19 protein-coding genes and 1 riboswitch are annotated in these 20,573 nt (G+C 48.4%); of the genes, 10 read left to right on the top strand and 9 right to left on the bottom strand.

Going from position 1 to position 20,573, the window contains the following annotated elements:
* Positions 1-181 precede the first annotated feature (181 nt).
* The 5 genes from torD (at position 182) to VFA_RS05500 (ending at position 4,200) form a co-directional block, all read left to right on the top strand.
* Complete coding sequence (gene torD, locus VFA_RS05520) at positions 182-829, top strand: molecular chaperone TorD (protein WP_004725440.1); 648 nt, start codon at positions 182-184, stop codon at positions 827-829.
* Between the two features lie 273 nt (positions 830-1,102).
* Positions 1,103-2,113, top strand: a complete 1,011-nt coding sequence (gene purR, locus VFA_RS05515) for an HTH-type transcriptional repressor PurR (RefSeq protein ID WP_004725437.1) — start codon at positions 1,103-1,105, stop codon at positions 2,111-2,113.
* Positions 2,114-2,272: 159 nt separating this feature from the next.
* A riboswitch (cyclic di-GMP riboswitch) is annotated at positions 2,273-2,358 on the top strand.
* 117 nt (positions 2,359-2,475) lie between these two features.
* Positions 2,476-3,066, top strand: coding sequence for a TfoX/Sxy family DNA transformation protein (locus tag VFA_RS05510; RefSeq protein ID WP_004725436.1), 591 nt, complete (start codon positions 2,476-2,478; stop codon positions 3,064-3,066).
* Positions 3,067-3,188: 122 nt separating this feature from the next.
* Positions 3,189-3,875, top strand: a complete 687-nt coding sequence (locus VFA_RS05505; RefSeq protein ID WP_004725434.1) for a TVP38/TMEM64 family protein — start codon at positions 3,189-3,191, stop codon at positions 3,873-3,875.
* Position 3,876: 1 nt separating this feature from the next.
* A complete protein-coding gene (locus VFA_RS05500; RefSeq protein ID WP_004725431.1) occupies positions 3,877-4,200 on the top strand; it encodes a putative signal transducing protein in 324 nt (107 codons plus the stop codon).
* A gap of 41 nt (positions 4,201-4,241) precedes the next feature.
* On the opposite strand, the gene VFA_RS05495 is transcribed toward VFA_RS05500, so the two are convergent.
* The 5 genes from VFA_RS05495 to topA form a co-directional block, all read right to left on the bottom strand.
* Complete coding sequence (locus tag VFA_RS05495) at positions 4,242-5,051, bottom strand: alpha/beta fold hydrolase (RefSeq protein ID WP_004725429.1); 810 nt, start codon at positions 5,049-5,051, stop codon at positions 4,242-4,244.
* Between the two features lie 145 nt (positions 5,052-5,196).
* Positions 5,197-6,651, bottom strand: a complete 1,455-nt coding sequence (gene glgA, locus VFA_RS05490) for a glycogen synthase GlgA (protein ID WP_038151405.1) — start codon at positions 6,649-6,651, stop codon at positions 5,197-5,199.
* Position 6,652: 1 nt separating this feature from the next.
* Positions 6,653-7,870, bottom strand: a complete 1,218-nt coding sequence (glgC, locus tag VFA_RS05485; RefSeq protein WP_038151024.1) for a glucose-1-phosphate adenylyltransferase — start codon at positions 7,868-7,870, stop codon at positions 6,653-6,655.
* Between the two features lie 350 nt (positions 7,871-8,220).
* Positions 8,221-9,876, bottom strand: coding sequence for a GGDEF domain-containing protein (locus tag VFA_RS05480; RefSeq protein ID WP_115333243.1), 1,656 nt, complete (start codon positions 9,874-9,876; stop codon positions 8,221-8,223).
* A 188-nt stretch (positions 9,877-10,064) separates the two neighbouring features.
* Positions 10,065-12,695 carry a type I DNA topoisomerase gene (gene topA / locus VFA_RS05475; RefSeq protein WP_038151022.1) on the bottom strand — a complete coding sequence of 877 codons (2,631 nt, stop codon included), beginning with the start codon at positions 12,693-12,695 and terminating at the stop codon, positions 10,065-10,067.
* A 339-nt stretch (positions 12,696-13,034) separates the two neighbouring features.
* On the opposite strand from topA, the gene VFA_RS05470 reads away from it, so the two are divergent.
* Positions 13,035-13,283: a YciN family protein gene (locus VFA_RS05470; RefSeq protein WP_004725420.1), complete on the top strand. Its 249-nt coding sequence runs from the start codon at positions 13,035-13,037 to the stop codon at positions 13,281-13,283.
* A 36-nt stretch (positions 13,284-13,319) separates the two neighbouring features.
* Here the strand turns inward: VFA_RS05470 and aroA are convergent, their stop codons facing one another.
* Positions 13,320-14,600, bottom strand: coding sequence for a 3-phosphoshikimate 1-carboxyvinyltransferase (gene aroA, locus VFA_RS05465; RefSeq protein WP_004725419.1), 1,281 nt, complete (start codon positions 14,598-14,600; stop codon positions 13,320-13,322).
* A gap of 170 nt (positions 14,601-14,770) precedes the next feature.
* Positions 14,771-15,226: an outer membrane lipoprotein gene (locus VFA_RS05460; RefSeq protein ID WP_004725417.1), complete on the bottom strand. Its 456-nt coding sequence runs from the start codon at positions 15,224-15,226 to the stop codon at positions 14,771-14,773.
* A gap of 66 nt (positions 15,227-15,292) precedes the next feature.
* Between VFA_RS05460 and aat the strand changes: the two genes are divergently transcribed.
* The 3 genes from aat to infA all read left to right on the top strand — a co-directional run bounded on the left by aat (position 15,293) and on the right by infA (position 17,024).
* Positions 15,293-16,021 (top strand): leucyl/phenylalanyl-tRNA--protein transferase, encoded by a 729-nt coding sequence (aat, locus tag VFA_RS05455; protein WP_004725415.1) that lies wholly within the window; start codon positions 15,293-15,295, stop codon positions 16,019-16,021.
* A 2-nt stretch (positions 16,022-16,023) separates the two neighbouring features.
* Positions 16,024-16,725 carry an arginyltransferase gene (locus VFA_RS05450; RefSeq protein WP_004725413.1) on the top strand — a complete coding sequence of 234 codons (702 nt, stop codon included), beginning with the start codon at positions 16,024-16,026 and terminating at the stop codon, positions 16,723-16,725.
* 80 nt (positions 16,726-16,805) lie between these two features.
* Positions 16,806-17,024: a translation initiation factor IF-1 gene (infA, locus tag VFA_RS05445; RefSeq protein WP_004725411.1), complete on the top strand. Its 219-nt coding sequence runs from the start codon at positions 16,806-16,808 to the stop codon at positions 17,022-17,024.
* 145 nt (positions 17,025-17,169) lie between these two features.
* Here infA and clpA read toward each other — a convergent pair whose 3' ends face one another.
* Both clpA and clpS read right to left on the bottom strand, forming a co-directional pair.
* Complete coding sequence (clpA, locus tag VFA_RS05440) at positions 17,170-19,437, bottom strand: ATP-dependent Clp protease ATP-binding subunit ClpA (RefSeq protein WP_038151019.1); 2,268 nt, start codon at positions 19,435-19,437, stop codon at positions 17,170-17,172.
* Between the two features lie 41 nt (positions 19,438-19,478).
* A complete protein-coding gene (gene clpS, locus VFA_RS05435; RefSeq protein WP_038151016.1) occupies positions 19,479-19,799 on the bottom strand; it encodes an ATP-dependent Clp protease adapter ClpS in 321 nt (106 codons plus the stop codon).
* Positions 19,800-20,330: 531 nt separating this feature from the next.
* On the opposite strand from clpS, the gene cspD reads away from it, so the two are divergent.
* Complete coding sequence (cspD, locus tag VFA_RS05430; protein ID WP_004725408.1) at positions 20,331-20,552, top strand: cold shock domain-containing protein CspD; 222 nt, start codon at positions 20,331-20,333, stop codon at positions 20,550-20,552.
* Positions 20,553-20,573 lie beyond the last annotated feature (21 nt).

The raw sequence follows: 20,573 nt of genomic DNA, 5'->3' as shown, positions 1-20,573 counted from the left end.
TTCATAAACAGTCATAATTCTAGCATCTCAACCAAAAACATCAGAGTTTATTGATTCAAAGCAATCTCCTGACAAACCGTTAATTTACCGACTTATTTGTTCATATTTTTTCACGCATTGCGTTATTGCTATTCACAATTATTGTTTAGACTTAGAGGAAGAGAGTATTCGGAGTCGACCCATGCAGGAAATCAAAGTCTTTAACGAAAAGCGTGCCGAAATTTATTGGTGGCTATCGAGCTTATTTAGTAAAGAGCTCAGTGACAAAGAAATTGAACAATATCATTCCCCTCAAATTCGCGCCTTCCTCGGCGGGCTGGGCGAAAACGCCGGGCTGCACGCTGCCGTCACACATTTGGTGGATGCCCTCAACCGATTGATGGACCGTGAAGATGCACGCCTCGAACTTGCCGCTGACTTTTGCGATCTGTTTTTAAAGTCAGACAAAGATTCCGCGCTGCCTTACGCCTCGGTGTACATCGGCCAAACTGGATTACTCAACGACACGCCAGCGCAAGCGATGGCTGAACTGCTGAAGAAACACGGCGTCACCACGCATGAAACATTGAATGAGCCTGCCGACCATTTGGCGATTGAACTCGACTTTTTAGGCCACCTCATCATTCGCAGCAATGAGCTGGAAAAAGAGGCGCATATGGAGCGCGCATTCGCCGAACAAGCCGCATTCATTCAAACCCATTTAATGCGGTGGGTGCCCCAATTTGCCACGCGCTGCCAGTCACTGGATCAATTCGGTTTCTATGCTGCGGTGACCGAACTGTTGGTGGCATTCCTCGAACTCGACTTGGCTTATTTAGCCGACGAATAGTTCGCTATCGTGCTCACAAATTGACGAATATACAGTGAACTTTGTGATGATCATTTGATCTCATCCGATGAATTTCATTGCGAGTTCACGCGTAGCAGTCTAGAATCTTGACCGCAAACGATAAAAATATGAATTGAAGATGCAAACCGCTGTTTAGAAGCGGTTTTTGTGTTTTTACTACTTATAGGCTTCACTTTGTGTACCGCCTAATCGCTGCTGGACTTGATCGCGCGAAGTTTTTTCGCATTCAGCAGTCATCGACAGGACTAACCTATGGCTACGATTAAAGACGTTGCACGCCTTGCTGGCGTATCAACAACAACCGTATCTCACGTAATCAACAAGACTCGTTTTGTTGCAGAAACCACACAAGAAAAAGTGATGGAAGCGGTAAAAGAGCTGAACTACGCGCCAAGCGCGGTCGCTCGCAGCTTAAAATGCAACACCACTCGCACTATCGGCATGCTCGTAACACAATCGACCAACCTCTTCTTCTCAGAAGTGATCGATGGCGTGGAAAGCTACTGCTACCGTCAGGGCTACACCTTGATTCTATGTAACACCGGCGGCATCTACGAAAAGCAACGCGACTATATCCGCATGCTGGCAGAAAAGCGTGTGGACGGTATTCTGGTGATGTGTTCTGACCTGACCGAAGAACTGTTGGAAATGCTGGAAAGTCACTCAGACATTCCAAAAGTGATCATGGACTGGGGCCCAGAAACCTCACAAGCCGACAAAATCATTGATAACTCCGAAGAAGGGGGTTACCTGGCGACGAAATACCTGACCGATCGCGGTCATACGGATATCGCCTGCCTAAGCGGCCACTTCGTGAAAGCTGCATGTCAGGAACGCATTGCCGGTTTCCGCCGTGCCATGGCAGAAGCAAATCTGCCCGTGCGTGAAGACTGGATTTTGGAAGGCAACTTTGAATGTGATACCGCTGTCCTGGCAGCGGATAAAATCATCGCGATGGACAAACGTCCGACCGCAGTATTCTGTTTCAATGACACCATGGCGCTGGGCCTAATCAGCCGCTTGCAACAACGTGGTATTCGCGTTCCGGATGACATGTCGGTGATTGGTTACGACAACATTGAACTGGCTGAATACTTCTCACCACCGCTGACCACCATCCACCAGCCGAAACGCCGTGTGGGTAAAAACGCCTTCGAAATTTTGCTGGAACGCATCAAGGATAAAGAGCACGAACGCCGTATATTCGAGATGCACCCTGAGATTGTTGAACGCGACACCGTAAAAGACTTGACAAAACAATAACTTTGCCGAAAATCTGTCTATCTAATGTTGCATACTCATACAAAAAACGTGTGAATTCAGTTGCAATAGTTAGAGACATATATTTGAATGACATCACATTTACATCAAGTAAATGTGATGCTTATTCAAACTTTTGATTATCCTTTTCTAAAGGAAATGTCACGCACAGGGCAAACCATCTGAAAAGGTGGGACGCAAAGCCTCCGGCCTAAACCCAATTTCGGGTAGGTAGCGGGGTTACCGATGGCAAAAATGCATATATTAAGAAGTTGACTCCTAACTGACACACTCATTGCATTCTTTTGCTACTTTCTCGGACCTGACTTTGGTGGCGTATTAATTAATACACCGAGACTTACAGCATGGATAAACCAATACTAAAAGATTCGATGCGGCTCTTTGAGCAACTTGGACGCGTTAAATCTCGTTCAATGTTTGGTGGCTTTGGGATTTTTGTCGATGACACAATGTTCGCATTGGTGGTCAATGACAGACTCCACATTCGCGCCGACGACGCTTCAACCGCAAAATTCAAGCAACAAGGCTACGAGCCTTATGTTTATAAAAAACGCGGATTTCCCGTAGTGACCAAGTATTTCGCTTTGCCGGAAGACTGCTGGTCAGACACGGGCCGTATTCTCGATGACGCTAAATCGGCACTCACTGTGGCAAAATCTGAGCGAGAGACTCAAGCCCAGGCGAAACCCGATCGTTTGAAAGATCTCCCTAACCTGCGCCTTGCGACCGAACGGATGCTGAAAAAAGCTGGCATCGAAACGGTGGAAGCGCTGCAGGAGAAAGGTGCCGTAGAAGCATACAAAGCCGTTCGACAATCACATTCTTCAGATGTCGGCTTAGAACTACTATGGGCATTGGAAGGCGCAATTGAGGGGAAACACTGGTCGGTTATCCCTCAAACTCGCCGCGACGAGTTGTTACAACGTTTGTCGTAAACCTTTTTGAGAGCAACTTCACTAAAAGCATCCGTTCGCGGATGCTTTTTCTTTGAAAGAAAAGATCGCTTTTCCCTGTCTGGTTACGTATACCTATTACCATCATCTCGTGGGAATCTTCAATGAGTAAAAAGCTGATTTTAGGCCTCATCTTAATCGCCGTGATCGTCGCGCTGGCAACCACGTTTGGCCAATACCTGACACTCGACAATGCCAAAGCCCAGCAGGCACTACTGGCCGACTATATTGATCAGCATGTGGTCACTGCCGCGCTGATCTACTTTCTCAGTTACGTCTTCATCACCGCGTTCTCCATTCCCGGTGCAGCCGTTGTGACCTTGCTTGGCGCAGCATTATTCGGCTTTTGGCTCAGCTTGTTACTGGTCTCATTTGCCAGCACCATCGGTGCCACACTGGCGTTTCTGAGCAGTCGCTATCTGTTAAAAGAGTGGGTACAAACTCGATTTGGCGACAAACTCCATGCCGTCAATCAAGGCATGGCTCGAGACGGCGCCTTTTACTTACTCTCCCTGCGCCTTATCCCGGTGTTTCCATTTTTCCTGATCAACCTGCTGATGGGATTAAGCCCGATTGCGCTAACGCGCTACTATTGGGTCAGTCAGTTGGGCATGTTGCCGGGCACGGCGGTCTACATCAATGCTGGCACACAACTAGCGCAGATCGACTCACTCTCTGGCATCATTTCACCAGCCGTTTTGCTCTCATTTGCGTTGCTCGGGCTGTTTCCATTGCTCATGAAATGTGTGATGAACCGCATCACGCGCCACTCAACAAATGACGTAGCCTGAGATGAAGATTTACATTGCTCACAATCCCACTGACGCGCATCTGTTGTGTGAACTGCTCAAACAGGCGCACATTCAGTGTGAAGTGCGGGGTGAAGGATTATTTGGTCTGCGGGGAGAATTGCCCCTGAGTGAGGATACCGAGCCATATATCTGGCTGCTGGATGAAGCCCAATATGCCAAAGCGCAAGCCATCATTGCGGATTATCAACGCCCACTTAGTGCGCAAGACACGCAGCCTTGGCGCTGCACGTACTGCGGAGAGGTCAACGAAGGCCAGTTTGCTATCTGCTGGCAATGTGGCCATATCGACGATCCCGCGGAATGAGCAATGACGACGCGGTATGAAAAACTCGCGGCAAAGCCGTGTCAATGCGCAGACGGGCGAGCTTGTTGCTGAATAAACTGAATCGACACCTGATTAAAAAGCTCTGGCTGTTCCACGTTGCACACGTGGCCGCAGTTCGGAATTTCATGTAGTTCACTTTGGCGATGCGCCGCGACCATCTCTTTGACCGGTTGAATAAACATGTAGTCCCGCTCCCCCATCAAATACAACGTTGGGATTGCCAGCTCGCGGTCTTTGAAATAGCGCATCAACGGGTTCACTTCAGCCGTGAGTGTGAACCAGCGTTTAAACTCTTTCTGACACAGGTTCTTCGCTTCACGAATAAACAGGTGTCGCGATTCTTTTTGGCTACGCTGTGGCATCACAATGTAAGCGAATAATCGGTAGAGCCACATATAAGGAATGATGTGTTTACTCAGATGGCCGAGTTTCACCAGCATCTGAGAGCGCACATTGAGCCGAGTCACTGCCCCACCCAAAACCATAGAACGCACGCGCCCCGCCGCCATTTCGGCCACATTGCGCACGATGATGGTGCCCAGCGACATGCCGACAAAATGCGCCGATTGAATCTTAAGATGATCCAGCACGCGCAATACATCAAGAGTGACCGTTTGGAAGGTGTAGCGATTGGCCATCAGATCTTTGAATAACTCACCCGAACGTCCGTGCCCGCGCAGGTCAATCAACAGCAAATTAAAATGCTGACGATACGCTTTGATCTGCTTGAACCAGATGGAGGAACTCCCTCCGGCGCCATGCACAAACACCACCCATTCTGGGCTGGTCGGATGCAAGAACGTTTTGTGAAACAGCAAACTGTGAGTCATGAACACCACTGAAGATGCGAGTTGTTAACGGCGCAAAGACTACCACAAAGCGCCTCCTCAATTGCACAGGAGATGTAAAAATCTGTTTGGTGGATCGTTTACGTCGCTAAAAAAACAGAGCGCCAAGGCGCTCTGTTGTGTGTCGTTAGTCAAAAATCGCCAGCCGATACATCTTGATATAATCAAGGGCCGATTCTTTCCAACTGAAATCTTTCTGCATCGCGCGCTGCTGCACTTTTACCATTTCATCGGGATGTTGCAGATAAAACAGCAAAGCGCGTTGCATGGTGATAAGCAGCGCTTCAGGGGATGGTTCTTGGAAACCGAATCCGGTGGCTTCGTTGGGATACTTATCGTAATCCAGCACCGTATCTTTTAATCCCCCCACTTCACGCACAATCGGCAACGTGCCATAGGCCATGCTATAGATCTGATTCAAACCACACGCTTCAAACTCGGAAGGCATGAGGAAGAAATCAGAACCCGCTTCGACTAAGTGTGCAAAGCGATTGCTGTATGCTTCAACGAAAGCAAACTTGTCAGCATGCGCCGCAGCGATCTTGTGCAGTTTCGCTGCCACTTCTGGCTCGCCAGTGCCGACGATCACCAGTTGCACGTCATTGCGCAAGAAGTGTTCTAAAATCGGCAGAATGTAATGGAAGCCTTTTTGATGGGTCAGGCGACACACCATGCCAAACAGCGGGACATCGCGTTTAGGCAGTTGTAACTCGTCTTGCAAGGCCGTTTTGCTCGCCATCTTTCCCTGCTTGAGCGACGCTGCATCGTCAGAGTAAGTTGCCGGCAAGTAACGGTCCGTTTTCGGATTCCACTCGGTGTAGTCACATCCATTGATGATGCCGTGCAGATCGCGCGCTCGTCGAACAAAATCGTCCACCAACCCATGAGAGCCCAATGGCGTTAATAGTTCCGAGGCATAGTTCGGGCTCACCGCGTTGATTTTATCGGCGAACGCGATACCGGCGCGCAGCATGCTAATGTGATCGTGGCCATACTGCAGAAACTCCATCCCAGACAAGTTGAGTTCTGGGATCACATCCAACTGGTGGTACGAGAAAATCCCTTTGAACATAGCATTATGGATAGTGATCACGCTCTTCACACCATCAAAGTAAGGATCTTCGCGGTAACGTGTTTTGAGCAGAAATGGGACTAAGCCCGTGTGCCAGTCGTTGGCATGAATGATGTCCGGCTTGATGTTTAATTTTGGCAACACATCAAGGCAAGCGGCCGAGAAGAAACCAAAACGTTCACCGTTGTCTGGGTACGCTTGGTTACTTTCTGCGTACAGTTCGGGACGATCAAAATACGGATCACAGTCAATCAAATAGACTGGAACGCCATCTAAGTCGCGCTGACGAACTTGATAACGAATATGGGGCCAGTGAGTCAGTTCCGTTTCCAGAATCACAGGAGCAGCATCTTTATCTGCAATGGAACGATAACCAGGTAGCACAAGGGCTACCTGATGACCAAGTTCAACTAGCGCTTTGGGCAGAGCCTTGGCGACATCCGCCAAGCCCCCGCTTTTTACTAGTCCTTCAGCTTCTGAAACGACAAACCAAACATTAAGATGTTCAATGTTAGAATCCAACTTTTGTTCCTTTTGCTATGACAACGATGCCTTCGTCGGACACATGGAATCGTTGTCTGTCTAGTTCTAGATCTTCGCCGATGATGGTACCCGCGGCGATTTCAACATTCTTGTCGATAATAGCGCGTTTAATTGTGCATCCTGCACCAATTTTCACATCACCCAAGATAACAGATTCACTAATGTAAGTGCCAGCAGCAATGTTACTGCGGTATCCGAGAACAGACTTATAAATTTTTGCGCCCTGAATGTAGCTACCACCCGAGATCAGGCTATCTGTCACCGTGACTTTTTTGTCTTCGACATCGATAAATGTCGCGGGTGGCAATGGTGGGTAGTAGGTGTGCAGCGGCCAACTGCGGTTATACAAAGAAAATGGCGGCTCTTTTTCCAACAAGTCCATGTGCGCGGACCAGTACGATTCAATCGTACCGACATCACGCCAGTAGCAAGAGTCTTTCTCTCCCTTGATCTTGTTGGTCGAAAAGTCATAAACGTACACGCCACCTTCGGGGAACATCTTTGGAATGATGTCCTTACCGAAATCGTGGCTGGAACCTTCTTTGGCCGCATCCGCGCGCAGTTCATCACACAGGGTCTCGGTTTCAAAGATGTAGTTCCCCATCGAGACCAACGCCCATTCTGGGTCGCCCGGAATCGATTTCGGGTTCTTCGGTTTCTCTTCAAAGCCGATCATACGGCCTTCATCGTCCACTTCGATGACGCCGAATTGAGATGCCTGTGACAAAGGCATACGCAATACAGATACGGTTAAACGCGCCTCTTTCTGACGGTGATAATCAAGCATCTGACGAATATCCATCTTGTAGATATGATCCGAACCAAAAATACACACTTGGTCCGATTCAGACGTCTCGATAAATCTCAGGTTCTGGTAGATGGCATCTGCGGTGCCTTCATACCAACGTTTACCGTCACGCATTTGAGCAGGAATAGAATCAATGAAACGGTCACGAATGCCAGAGACATTCCAACCTTTTTTCATGTGGATATATAGGGACTGGGATTTAAACTGAGTCAACACATAAATACGCATTAGATCAGCATTCACAAAGTTATTCAGCGCGAAATCGATCAGTCGATAGCTTCCGCCAAAAGGAACAGCCGGCTTGGTTCTGGATGCTGTCAGTGGCATCAGTCTAGAGCCTTCGCCGCCAGCCAAAATCATTCCTAATACACCAGTCATTATTGTTCTCCATTATGTGTTATTTCATTCGCCACAGTGAGGGTTGGGGGGAGTGGCAATACTTATCCTAAGTCGCTGGTTGCAGCATGCATGCAGCAAGCACAAAGTTCGTACCGAAAGTGCAACCAGTTGGCTATTACTTTATCCAAACCGTGTAGGAATACAATTTCAGAATCAGCATTCTCTAATGGAATTGCGCATTACCTTTCCAACTCCTAATCCCGCTCACAAAACAAGGATTTCGTTGCACATAAATCCCAACAATTCCTTCACGGTTTTTGCTCAAAAAATTGAGAAAACCATCAACATAGTAGTAACTGAATGTGACAAAAAATGGCTGATGTTGCATTTTATGCGGCGCCTGTACTTTCCGAGCGCCAAATGTGAATATTTTGTCGTGCATCTTGCTTGGCAAAATAGAGTGCACTGTCAGCTTTAGCGAGTACGTCATTGATGTCGTTTTCATTCGAAACCAATGTGCCACCAACCGATAGCGGTACAATGAGGGATGTGTTGATCGCGGGAATATGCACCGGAACCTCACACTGCTTGCACAGCCGTTCCGCGAGCGATTGCAAACTTTGCGCACTGTCGTTTCGCACCAAAATTTGAAACTCGTTGTCTCCCCACCGGCACGCGGCGTCATATTCCCGAATATTGAGTTGAATGATGTTAACCACATGATGCAGAACAGACTCTGCGGCTTCGCGCCCGAGCGAACTTTGGATGGATTGAAACTGGCCAACTTCCACCCACAACAAGCCAAATACGCGACACTCTCGTCGACAACGAGCCAATTCCGCCCGCAATTCGGTATCCATGCCTCGTCGGTTCAACAGTTGTGTAAGCGGATCCACGGTGGACAATCGGTTCAAGGCTAACGTCCGCTCCGCAACCTGCGTTTCCACCTGTTGCTTCGCTTCAAACACCATGCGATGACAATGCTCCGTCATGGTCATGATTTGCCTAATTTCGCTCGTCGACTGGCAGGAAACCAGCGGTAACTGGCTGGAAGCTTGTGATTGGACAAAGCCGAACATTTTTCGATGAATTCGCCGAATGGGGTGTATAAACACCGTATCCATGGTGAACGCCCACAGGAAACTCATGCCCCAAATAATGGCCATCAACAACCAATAAAACGCATTCAAGTGCTGAAGAACGGGCATGTGCTTCGCCTGCAGAATATTGAGTTCGAACCAATCCAGCTCAGGCAGGTAATTGAGTGCAACCAACGATGATGCGTCATCATGATGCATCAAAATGGATAACGGCTCCTGCCCTGCTCGCTGCCGCTGCATCATCACGTTGACCTGATTCCAGTCCAATTCACTCGGCTGTGACATCTTCAATGAGGCTGGTGAAGATGCGTCATCTGCATGCGGCGTCAGCAACGGTTGTCCATCGGCATTCAGCAGCAACGTCAACACGCCTTGTGTCTGTGACTCAGCGGGCGGCAAAGGCAAATCACGAAGATTCGTCTCGGTTTCGACAAACCCTAAGATTTGCTGATTGGCGATCATGAGCGTACGCACTTGTAACCAAGGTTCATGACCATCATCGGGGTGCAGAATAGAGACCGAGGTTGTCTCATCAAATTGGCGCTGTCCATTGACCGTGGGTGCCAAGGCCGCGTACTGAAAGTCGATCACATCGCTGACGGATGCGGTCTCAATGGGGGCGTTCACATCCAGGACCAAATGCAGGCGCGTTTCGCCCATCGTCGTGCGGTAGCGACGCAAGATGTCTGAGACACGGTGCTGCAACGACATATCGGCACTGTTCTGTATCCACATGTGCAACGTGGGTTCGTTTGACAAGCGCCGCGTCAACATGACTTGGTGCAAAATGGGCTGAAGCGCTTTCTGGCTGTCGTAACGAGCCAGCATGCCCGCCGCTTGTCCGAGCCATTCACTTTCAACCTGATGCAAAAGATAACGCGCGGCGCACGTTCCCACTACGCTGATACACAACGCCAACATAAGGTTGATGGAATAAATACGCATCCTTAGTTTCATACCCAGCCATTCATGCTTATTGATGATTCAGAAAGACAGCTGTTGGTACTTTCTCAAAAAATTAAAATGAGAAATATCACTTAAAAGTTGCGTTTTGATCAGAGAGAGAGCTGGATCATGGTTTTGAGGCGATAAAAAAGGCAGCCCTTCGGCTGCCTTTAATGCGAAAACGAGGTTTACTTCGCTTTTTTGCGTTTGTCTGTGATGTCCCAGTGACCATCGTTGTAAAGCGCCGTCCAACCGGATGGTTTGCCATCCGTTTCCGTACGAACGTAGTGCTCTTTACTCTTACGGCTAAAGCGAACCACCGCTTTCAGACCATCAGGATCTTGCGCAGGCGCATCGGCCAAATATTGGTATTTTTCTGGCAGGCGATCTTTGTATTTCGCCAACTCTTCCACCAATGGCGCGCGAGTTTCACGCGATTTAGGGAAGTTGCTCGCAGCAAGGAACAAACCCGAAGCACCGTCACGCAGTACAAAGTACGCATCTGAGTTTTCACACGGCAATTCAGGGAAATGCACGGGATCTTCTTTTGGTGGCGCAACTTCGCCGTTACGAAGAATCTTACGTGTGTTCTTACAGGTTTCGCTAGTACAGTCCATGTATTTACCGAAGCGACCGTTTTTCAGCACCATGTCTGAACCACATTTGTCACACTCGACAACCGGACCATCGTAGCCTTTTACTTTGAACTCGCCTTGCTCAACGATGTAGCCTTCGCAGTTCGGGTTGTTACCGCAAACGTGCAGTTTACGCTTATCGTCAATCAGATACGCGTCCATTGCCGTTTCACAGATTGGACAACGTTTCTTCGCGCGCAGCGCTGCGGTTTCAACGTCCTCTTCCAGCACGTTGATAATGCCATCTTCATCACCCAAGTTGATGGTGGTTTTACAACGCTCTTTCGGTGGCAACGCATACCCTGAACAGCCAAGGAACACACCAGTTGAAGCCGTGCGAATTCCCATTGGGCGTGAGCACGTCGGACACAAAATATTGGTCATCACGATATGATTCGGTTTCATACCGCCGTGATCTTCATCTTGCTCAGCTGTTTCAAGGTTGTGGCTGAAGTCTTCAAAGAAGTTATCCAGCACGCCTTTCCAGCTGGTTTCACCTTCGGCAATTTGGTCCAGTTTCTGTTCCATACGCGCGGTGAAGTCGTAGTTCATGAGATCTTCGAAGCTGTCATCAAGACGGTCTGTCACGATCTCGCCCATCTTTTCAGCGTAGAAACGACGCTGATCCACTTTCACATAACCGCGGTCTTGAATGGTGGAAATGATGGACGCGTAAGTCGACGGACGACCGATACCGCGTTTTTCCAGTTCTTTGACCAGTGCTGCTTCCGTGTAACGTGCGGGCGGCTTGGTAAAGTGCTGTTTTGGATCCAACTTCTCAAGTGACAGTGTCTCACCCACTTCAACTGCTGGCAGGATCTGATCTTCGTTCTTACCCAGTGGGCGCTGAACACGTGTCCAACCATCAAACTTCAGGATACGACCTTTTGCTTTCAGGGTGTATTCCGCCGCTTTCACGCTCACCGTGGTTGAATCGTATTTTGCAGGCGTCATTTGACACGACACAAATTGATTCCAAATCAGGGCATACAGTTTGTGCGCGTCAGCTTCCATACCTTCCAAGGCATCGGCTTTCACCGCCACATCAGATGGACGAATCGCTTCGTGCGCCTCTTGCGCCCCTTCTTTGCTGCCGTACACGTTTGGTTTACCTGGCAGGTAAGCCTCACCGAATTCGCTCGTAATGTACTGACGAACCGCATCAACGGCTTCAGAACTGAGGTTGGTCGAGTCGGTACGCATGTAGGTAATGTAACCGGCTTCGTACAGACGTTGCGCCAACATCATGGTTTTCTTCACACCGTAACCTAAGCGGGTACTTGCCGCTTGTTGCAGTGTCGAGGTAATAAATGGTGCCGAAGGCTTGCTGCTGGTTGGCTTATCTTCGCGTTTGCACACTTCATAAGCCGCTTTTTGCAGCACAGACATGGCAGCCATTGCTTCTGCTTCATTCGAAGGTTTGAATGCAACGCCATCTTTCTGTGCCACCAGCAGGCGGAAATCTTCTTTGCTCGGTGTTTTGGTGTCTGCGTGAATATCCCAGAACTCTTCCGGCACAAACGCTTTGATTTCGCGCTCACGTTCCACCAGCAGTTTCACGGCAACCGACTGAACACGGCCAGCCGACAGACCACGAGCCACTTTTTTCCACAACAGTGGCGACACCATAAAGCCCACCACGCGGTCCATGAAACGACGCGCTTGCTGAGCATTCACGCCATCCATGTTCAGCTCACCAGGTTGTTGGAAAGCTTGTTGGATCGCGTTTTTGGTAATTTCGTTAAACACAACACGTTTATATCGCTCTTCATCGCCGCCGATGATCTCACGAAGGTGCCAAGCGATGGCTTCTCCCTCGCGGTCCAAGTCGGTTGCGAGATAAACGCTGTCTGCGTCTTTCGCTAGTTTCTGTAGTTCGGCAACGACCTTTTCTTTCCCCGGTAGGATTTGATAATTCGCTTCCCAACCGTGATAAGGGTCGACACCCATTTTTTTGATCAGTGCAGCCTTGTCTTTCTCTTTCTTTAAGCGCGCTTTTTCTTCCACACTTAAATTCTTAGTTGACGTAGGTGCTGCTTTTTTCGTAGTCGTACTGCTCTGACCGGCAGTAGGCAGATCGCGGACGTGACCGACACTAGACTTCACAATAAAGTCTTTGCCAAGATATTTGTTGATTGTTTTGGCCTTGGCTGGCGACTCCACTATAACGAGTGATTTACCCATAATTTGACTCAAATGTCCTTAATCACTATGCGAACAGTCGTCGCATTGACGTTCTAAAATATTGCTTCTTTTTTTACTATCGAGCCGAACAAAGAGAAGATCAACTTGTTTTTTTAAAAAACCATTTATTTGCTCGACAATTGGACGAAAGCGTATTGGTGCATCGAAAACCCGCACATACTAAAGTGACATTGCGGAAGGCGCGACTGCAAACGAGTGAAATATGGAACAAATCACAGTTTGATCATCAACAAGAATGTGACTTTATCTGTTTTTGATCATGGTTTTTGCGTGTCACAGTCCTAAACTGTGGGCAGTTCAACCCTGAGGAGATCTACTATGAGCGATAAGACAAGCATCAGCGAATTTGATTTACTGCTGATCGCCAACCAACTGATTCAGGAGCATGAAAACTACATGGACGGCATGCGTGCAGACAGTGTGGAAGAGAAAGACGGCGTCCTGGTGTTTAAAGGCAACTACTTTCTCGATGAAAAAGGGCTACCAACGCCAAAAACCACGGCGGTGTTCAATATGTTCAAATATCTCGCCCATCAGCTTTCAAAAGAGTTTACGCTGCAAAAATAATAAAAGCCTCTTTATGAGGCTTTTATTTCAATCACTTTAATGACTCAGTTGTGCAAACTTATCAAAGTAATCTGGGAACGTTTTTGATGTACACTTCGGATCATTGATGGTCACGGGGGTATCGCTCAACGCAACGAGCGAGAAGCACATGGCCATGCGGTGATCGTCATACGTATCAATCGCTGCGTGAATCAACTTTTGAGGTGGCGTGATGATGATGTAATCCTCACCCTCTTCTACCGTCGCCCCCACTTTTCGTAGCTCAGTTGCCATCGCCGCCAAACGATCCGTCTCTTTCACACGCCAGTTATACACATTGCGAATGGCGGTGGTGCCGTTGGCAAACAGCGCGGCCGTGGCAATGGTCATCGCCGCATCCGGAATGTGGTTGAAATCCAAATCAACCGCATTGAGTTCGCCGCGGCGAGCAATGACGTAATCTTCGCCCCACTCAATGTGCGCGCCCATTTTTTCCAGTGCTTCTGCAAACTGAATGTCACCTTGAATGCTGTTTTTCCCAATACCGGTCACTTTCACCTGACCGCCTTTGATGGCCGCTGCGGCGAGGAAATAAGACGCCGAAGAGGCATCCCCTTCAACCAGAAAGTTGCCAGGCGATACATAAGACTGACCCGCCGGAATCACAAATTCTTGGTAATCGTTGTTGATCACCTGAACGCCGAACTGTTCCATGATGTGCAATGTGATATCAATGTACGGTTTGGAAACCAATTCACCATCAATTTGAATGGTCACTTTACCTTTGGCCAGTGGCGCCGACATCAAAAATGCCGTTAAGAATTGGCTAGAAATCGACCCATCGATCGTCACGGTGCCTGATTCAAGCCCAGTCCCGGTGATGCGTAATGGTGGATAGTTTTCATTTTCGAGATATTCGATTTGCGCGCCAGCTTGACGCAGCGCGTCGACCAAATGGCCAATCGGGCGCTCTTTCATACGTGGTTCACCGGTTAAGATGAACTCGCCTTCGCCTAAACAGAGCGCCGCCGCCAGTGGGCGCATCGCGGTGCCTGCATTGCCGAGGAACAGCTCTTGAAGTTCAGACACGGTAAACGGCTTACCCAGTCCTTCCACTTCACATTCAGTTTTATCTTCTGACAGGCGATACACCACGCCCAGCTTGCTCAGCGCATTCAACATGTGGCGAATATCGTCACTGTCGAGTAGATTGGTCAGACGAGTCGTACCTTTGGCGAGTGCCGCAAGTAATAAAGCGCGGTTTGATACACTTTTAGAACCCGGAAGGTTCACTTCTCCGTCAATTTTTGAAATGGGTTGTAACGTGAGGCTTTCCATTAAAGTTGTGTTCCTTGCACCGCCACTATTCCTGTTTTTATTTAGGGCAGTGAAAATTCTTCGTAACCGCAGACTAACCAAATTCCCAAAGGAGCGCCAGTGCTAATCTGCGGTTTAAAATGAAATTCTTGCAAGGCCCACGCAGCCAGCAAAATTGCATGTTGTAAGGGTTATAATTCCTTATCAACGCGGACGCCATCATTAAAATAGAGAATACGAACGCGATCGCCTGGGCTAAATAACATATGACGATCGACATCTTGAATCACATCGATTAACTTGCCGTCGGCGGTTTTAATCAGAACTTCCACCAAGCGATATTCGACCTGATAACTTTGATTGGCGTTGGCACGCGCCACACCTGCGCCAGCCACCGCGCCAATGGCAGTGGCCACCTCTCTGCCATGACCATCGCCAAACTGGTTGCCAATCAAGCCGCCGACAACGGCACCAAGTAAAGTTTCCCAGCCGTTTGCTTTGGAGTGCACCATGTCTTGCTGAGAGATGTAGCGAACGGTTTCAATTTGACCAAACACCACGTCGTTCACCGGGCGTGCTTGATTTCGCTGATAGGCAGCATTGGCAAACAGAGGAAAAATCAATAAGATCCATAACCAGCGTTTCATGTTTATCTCCTTTGAGGGATGACTGTTATTGGGACAATGTTGAGCGACTAGGAAACCGATCACGCAATGGCGATATATCTCACCGAACTGGCGTTGGAACATTTTGATTTTCCGTCGCCCTATTCCGCACTCAAAGAACCCAATGGTTTACTGGCCTTTGGCGGGGACCTGAATCCAACGCGTATTTACCAGGGTTACCAGCAGGGCATCTTCCCGTGGTTTGGCCCCGGTGAACCCATTTTATGGTGGAGCCCGTCGCCAAGAGCCGTGTTTGATCCTAAGACCTTCATACCGGCAAAAAGTGTGAAAAAATTTCAGCGCAAGCATCAATATACCGTCAGTATTAATCATGCCACGACGGATGTCATCGAAATGTGCGCCGCGGTGCGCTCCCCACAAGAGACATGGTTAAATGAACCGATGCGCCAGGCTTACGGGCAATTGGCTCGCGAAGGCAAATGCCATTCCGTGGAGGTGTGGCAACACGACACCTTGGTGGGTGGGCTGTATGGCATTGAAGTGGGTCAGTTATTTTGTGGCGAATCGATGTTTAGCACCGCGACCAACGCCTCTAAAATCGCCCTGTGGTATTTTTGCCACCATTTCAGCACTCATCAGGGCAAACTGATTGACTGCCAAGTGATGAACCCACACCTTAAATCATTGGGCGCTAAGGAATTATCCCGCGACAACTTTATGCAATCGTTGCTATCTTTAAAAGAACAGCATGTCACAGAACGTTGTTTTCAACCCCAGTGGCTCTCGTGCCCCGTTGAAACATCTGCTGAGGAGTAATTATGAGTTCCGATCTGCAACAGATTCGTATTGGTCTCACCAACAACCACCCGTGCAGCTACCTTAAAGACCGCATGGAGCGCGTGGCAGTGGCCATCGACACTCAGATGCAAACCCCCGAGAACTATGAAATTTTACTGGCGAACGGGTTTCGTCGTAGCGGCGACACCATCTATAAACCCCATTGCGATACGTGCAGCGCATGTGAAGCGCTCCGCGTTTCCGTGGCTGACTTTACGCCCTCAAAAAGTCAAAAACGCCTGCTGAATAAGACGCGGGATGATGTGCGTTGGGAGCTCAAAGAGACCATGGATAGCGAGTGGTTCGCACTCTACGCCCGTTATATCAAAGCCCGTCATCGCGACGGCAGTATGTACCCGCCTCGTAAAGATGAGTTTGATAAATTTGCCCATTCGCTGTGGTTAGAAACCCGTTATCTTCATATTTATCAGAACGATAAGTTAATTGCCGTTGCCATTACCGACTTTATGCCCCATTGCGCCAGCGCGTTCTATACTTTCTTTGATCCTGATCTGACCTTGTCCATCGGGACCTTGGGGGTCCTCATTCAGTTGGAACTGTGTCGCCAGATGAACAAACAGTGGCTTTATTTGGGATATCAAATCGATGAATGCCCTGCCATGAACTACAAAGTGCGCTTCCAACCTCATCAAAGGCTAGTAAATCAGCGTTGGCAAGGGTAGAATACGCCCCAACTTTACTTATTGATCGATTAACGGCAGAATGCGACCGTTAATTTTTGCCTATTTCTAAAGAGGATTAAATGGCTAAAGAAGACGTAATTGAGATGCAAGGTACTGTCCTTGATACTCTTCCAAACACAATGTTCCGTGTTGAGCTAGAAAACGGTCACACAGTGACAGCTCACATCTCTGGTAAAATGCGTAAGAACTACATCCGTATCCTTACTGGTGACAAAGTGACTGTTGAGATGACTCCGTACGACCTGACTAAAGGCCGCATCGTCTTCCGTGCTCGTTAATCACTGATTTTCGAATGCAACAAAAACGGAGCTATAAGCTCCGTTTTTGTTGCCTAAGAGACAGAACGACAAAGAAAAAGCGCACTACAAAGAGTGCGCTTTTTTATGGATGATGAATGAACCTAAGCGAAATGCTTTCGCACCATCAGTGAACCACTTCTTCTTTGGTTCCCATGTACTCAAAGGTCAGTTGGTCATCGTTCAGATCCACCTTCACCGTGCCCCCATCAACCAGTGAGCCAAACAGCAGCTCATTCGCCAACGGTTTCTTCAGTTGTTCCTGAATCACACGTCCCATTGGACGGGCGCCCATGTCACGGTCATAACCTCTGACCGCCAACCAGTGACGAGCGTCTTCCGAAACTTCCAGAGACACGCCGCGCGCATCCAACTGGACCTGCAGCTCGACGATGAACTTGTCGACCACCTGATGAATCACACGTTCGTCCAGCGCGTTAAACCAGATGATGTGGTCAAGGCGGTTACGGAACTCAGGAGTGAACACTTTCTTGATTTCCGCCATCGCATCATGGCTGTGGTCCTGCTGAATCATACCAATGGATTTCTTCACAGTTTCCGCCACACCCGCGTTGGTGGTCATCACCAAAATGACATTACGGAAGTCGGCTTTACGACCGTTGTTATCCGTTAGCGTGCCGTTATCCATGACCTGCAATAGCAAGTTGAAGATATCCGGGTGCGCTTTCTCAATCTCATCTAGCAATACCACCGAATGAGGATGCTTGATCACCGCATCGGTCAACAGGCCGCCTTGGTCGAAACCTACGTAGCCCGGAGGCGCACCAATCAAACGGCTGACCGAATGACGTTCACCGTATTCCGACATGTCAAAGCGCAGCAGTTCGATGCCCAGCAGTTTCGACAGCTGCACAGTGACTTCGGTTTTACCCACACCCGTTGGACCAGCAAACAAGAATGACCCCACCGGACGATTATCCGAGCCCAATCCTGCACGAGTCAGTTTGATGGATTCAGACAGCACATCAATAGCATTGTCTTGTCCGAACACCAGCATCTTCATTTTCTGATCAAGATTTTTCAGAATATCTTTATCCGAAGAAGAGACTGATTTTTCGGGAATACGCGCCATTTTAGCCACCATGGCTTCGATATCCGCCACACCAACGGTTTTCTTACGGCGACTCGCTGGCAGCAAGCGAACTCGCGCGCCCGCTTCGTCAATCACGTCAATCGCTTTATCAGGCAGATGACGTTCGTTGATGTATTTCGCCGATAATTCCACCGCAGCACGCAGTGCTTCTTTGGTGTAACGCACATCATGGTGCGCTTCGTATTTCGGTTTCAGCCCCATCAGAATCTTCGTGGTGTCATCAAGTGATGGTTCCACAATGTCGATTTTTTGGAAGCGGCGAGATAGCGCACGCTCTTTTTCAAAAATGTTGCTGTATTCCTGATAGGTGGTCGACCCAATACAGCGCAACTTACCACTGCTCAGCAACGGTTTGATGAGGTTCGCCGCATCGACTTGCCCGCCAGAAGCGGCACCCGCACCAATGATGGTGTGGATTTCATCAATGAACAGAATGGCGTCTTTTTCTTTTTCAAGCTGTTTCAAAATCGATTTGAAACGTTTTTCAAAATCACCACGGTACTTGGTGCCTGCCAGCAGCGAACCGATGTCCAGCGAGTAAATCACGCTGTCTTGAATCACTTCCGGCACTTGGCCTTCCACGATTCGCCATGCAAGGCCTTCCGCGATGGCCGTTTTACCGACCCCCGCCTCACCCACTAACAGCGGGTTATTTTTACGGCGGCGACACAGCACCTGAATGGTTCGTTCCAGCTCTTTATCACGACCAATCAGCGGGTCAATCTGACCTTGTTTCGCCAAATTGTTCAAGTTAGTCGCAAAGCTTTCCAAACGTTCGTCAGCACTGATCTCTTCACCGCTCTCCGTACCGAATGAATCCGGTGACGATTCATCGCCAGAGCTCGATGCTTTGGTGATGCCGTGTGAAATGTAGTTCACGATATCCAAACGACTGATATCGTTTTTCTTCAGCAAATATGCTGCGTGAGATTCCTGCTCACTGAAAATCGCCACCAGCACGTTTGCACCAGTCACTTCACTGCGGCCAGAAGACTGAACATGGAACACCGCACGCTGAAGCACACGCTGAAAACTCAACGTTGGTTGGGTTTCACGTGTTTCATCGTTTTCAGGAATCAGGGGGGTTGTTTGATCGATAAACGTGTCAAGTTCACGACGGAGTATGTCGATGTCTGCTTGACAGGCCAGTAATGCTTCCTTCGCTGCATCGTTTTCCAGCAATGCAAGTAGGAGGTGCTCGACGGTCATAAATTCATGTCTTTTGTCTCGCGCTCGAGCGAACGCGCCGTTTAGACTCGACTCTAGTTCTTTGTTAAGCATAAGGCCTCCTTAAGGAACAACCACATTGTCGTCGCAAGTTATTAAGCTCGCTCCATGGTACACAGAAGTGGATGCTCATTTTCCCTTGAGTACATTGTCACCTGTGCGACTTTCGTCTCTGCAACCTCTGCAGTAAATGTGCCACAAATTGCTTTCCCTTCGTAATGCACCTTCAGCATCACTTGAGTCGCTCGTTCTATATCCATCGAGAAAAAACGCTCCAGGATTTCGATAACAAAGTCCATCGGTGTGTAATCATCGTTGTTTAACACCACGTTATACATCGCCGGTGGCTTAATTGCTGTTTCTTCTCGCTCCAGTAAATCTGAGCCTGGAGTCACCCATTCAAAGTTTCTACTCATGACGGCCGTGTTTCAGACTGTTTCTCATACAAATTAGACATTTCAGTCTCTTCTATCAGCACGGTTTCATAACCTAACATGCTGTCAGTTCAGGTGAAAAACAACCCTTACTAAGAGACTAATGCAGCAATTGTATCGCTGCAAATAAAACATTGCTATCCAGGCTCATCACACAAGCGAACGTTTAAAAATCCGCCATCATTATGCAAACCCATTCACAATATGCATCGCTATTTGCAAATGTCATCTTTATCAAAATGCGACGATAGCAACGCGAAAGTTAACGAAGTTGCAATTAAACGATGGGAACGTCAGTTAGAGAGACAACAATAGTGATTTACTTATAAAACTCCGTACCTTTATACGTTTTTCCTATTGACTGTGTTCAATCATTGACTACATTGGTCAATTAGTGACTAAAAATTTGGCAGCGGCTGAATGGCTATTCACGATTGAGAAAACGCCAAGATGGAAAATAGTGAGGGTTTTCTTCAACAACATCAGTAAATAAATGCATGAGGGATGTATAGCATGGCTACAGGTACAGTAAAATGGTTCAACAACGCCAAAGGATTTGGGTTTATTTGTCCGGAAGGTGAAGATGGAGACATTTTTGCGCACTACTCAACGATCAAAATGGATGGCTACCGCACGTTGAAGGCGGGTCAGCAAGTGTCGTATGAGGTTGAACAAGGACCGAAAGGCTACCACGCAAGCAGCGTCGTACCGATTGAAGGTCAATTAGCAAAATAATCGCTGCCAATTGTTGTAAAT

The sequence above is a fragment of the Vibrio furnissii CIP 102972 genome, from assembly GCF_000176175.1.
GTDB classification, from domain to species: Bacteria; Pseudomonadota; Gammaproteobacteria; order Enterobacterales; family Vibrionaceae; genus Vibrio; species Vibrio furnissii.
This window is presented reverse-complemented; position numbering and strand designations above follow the sequence as displayed.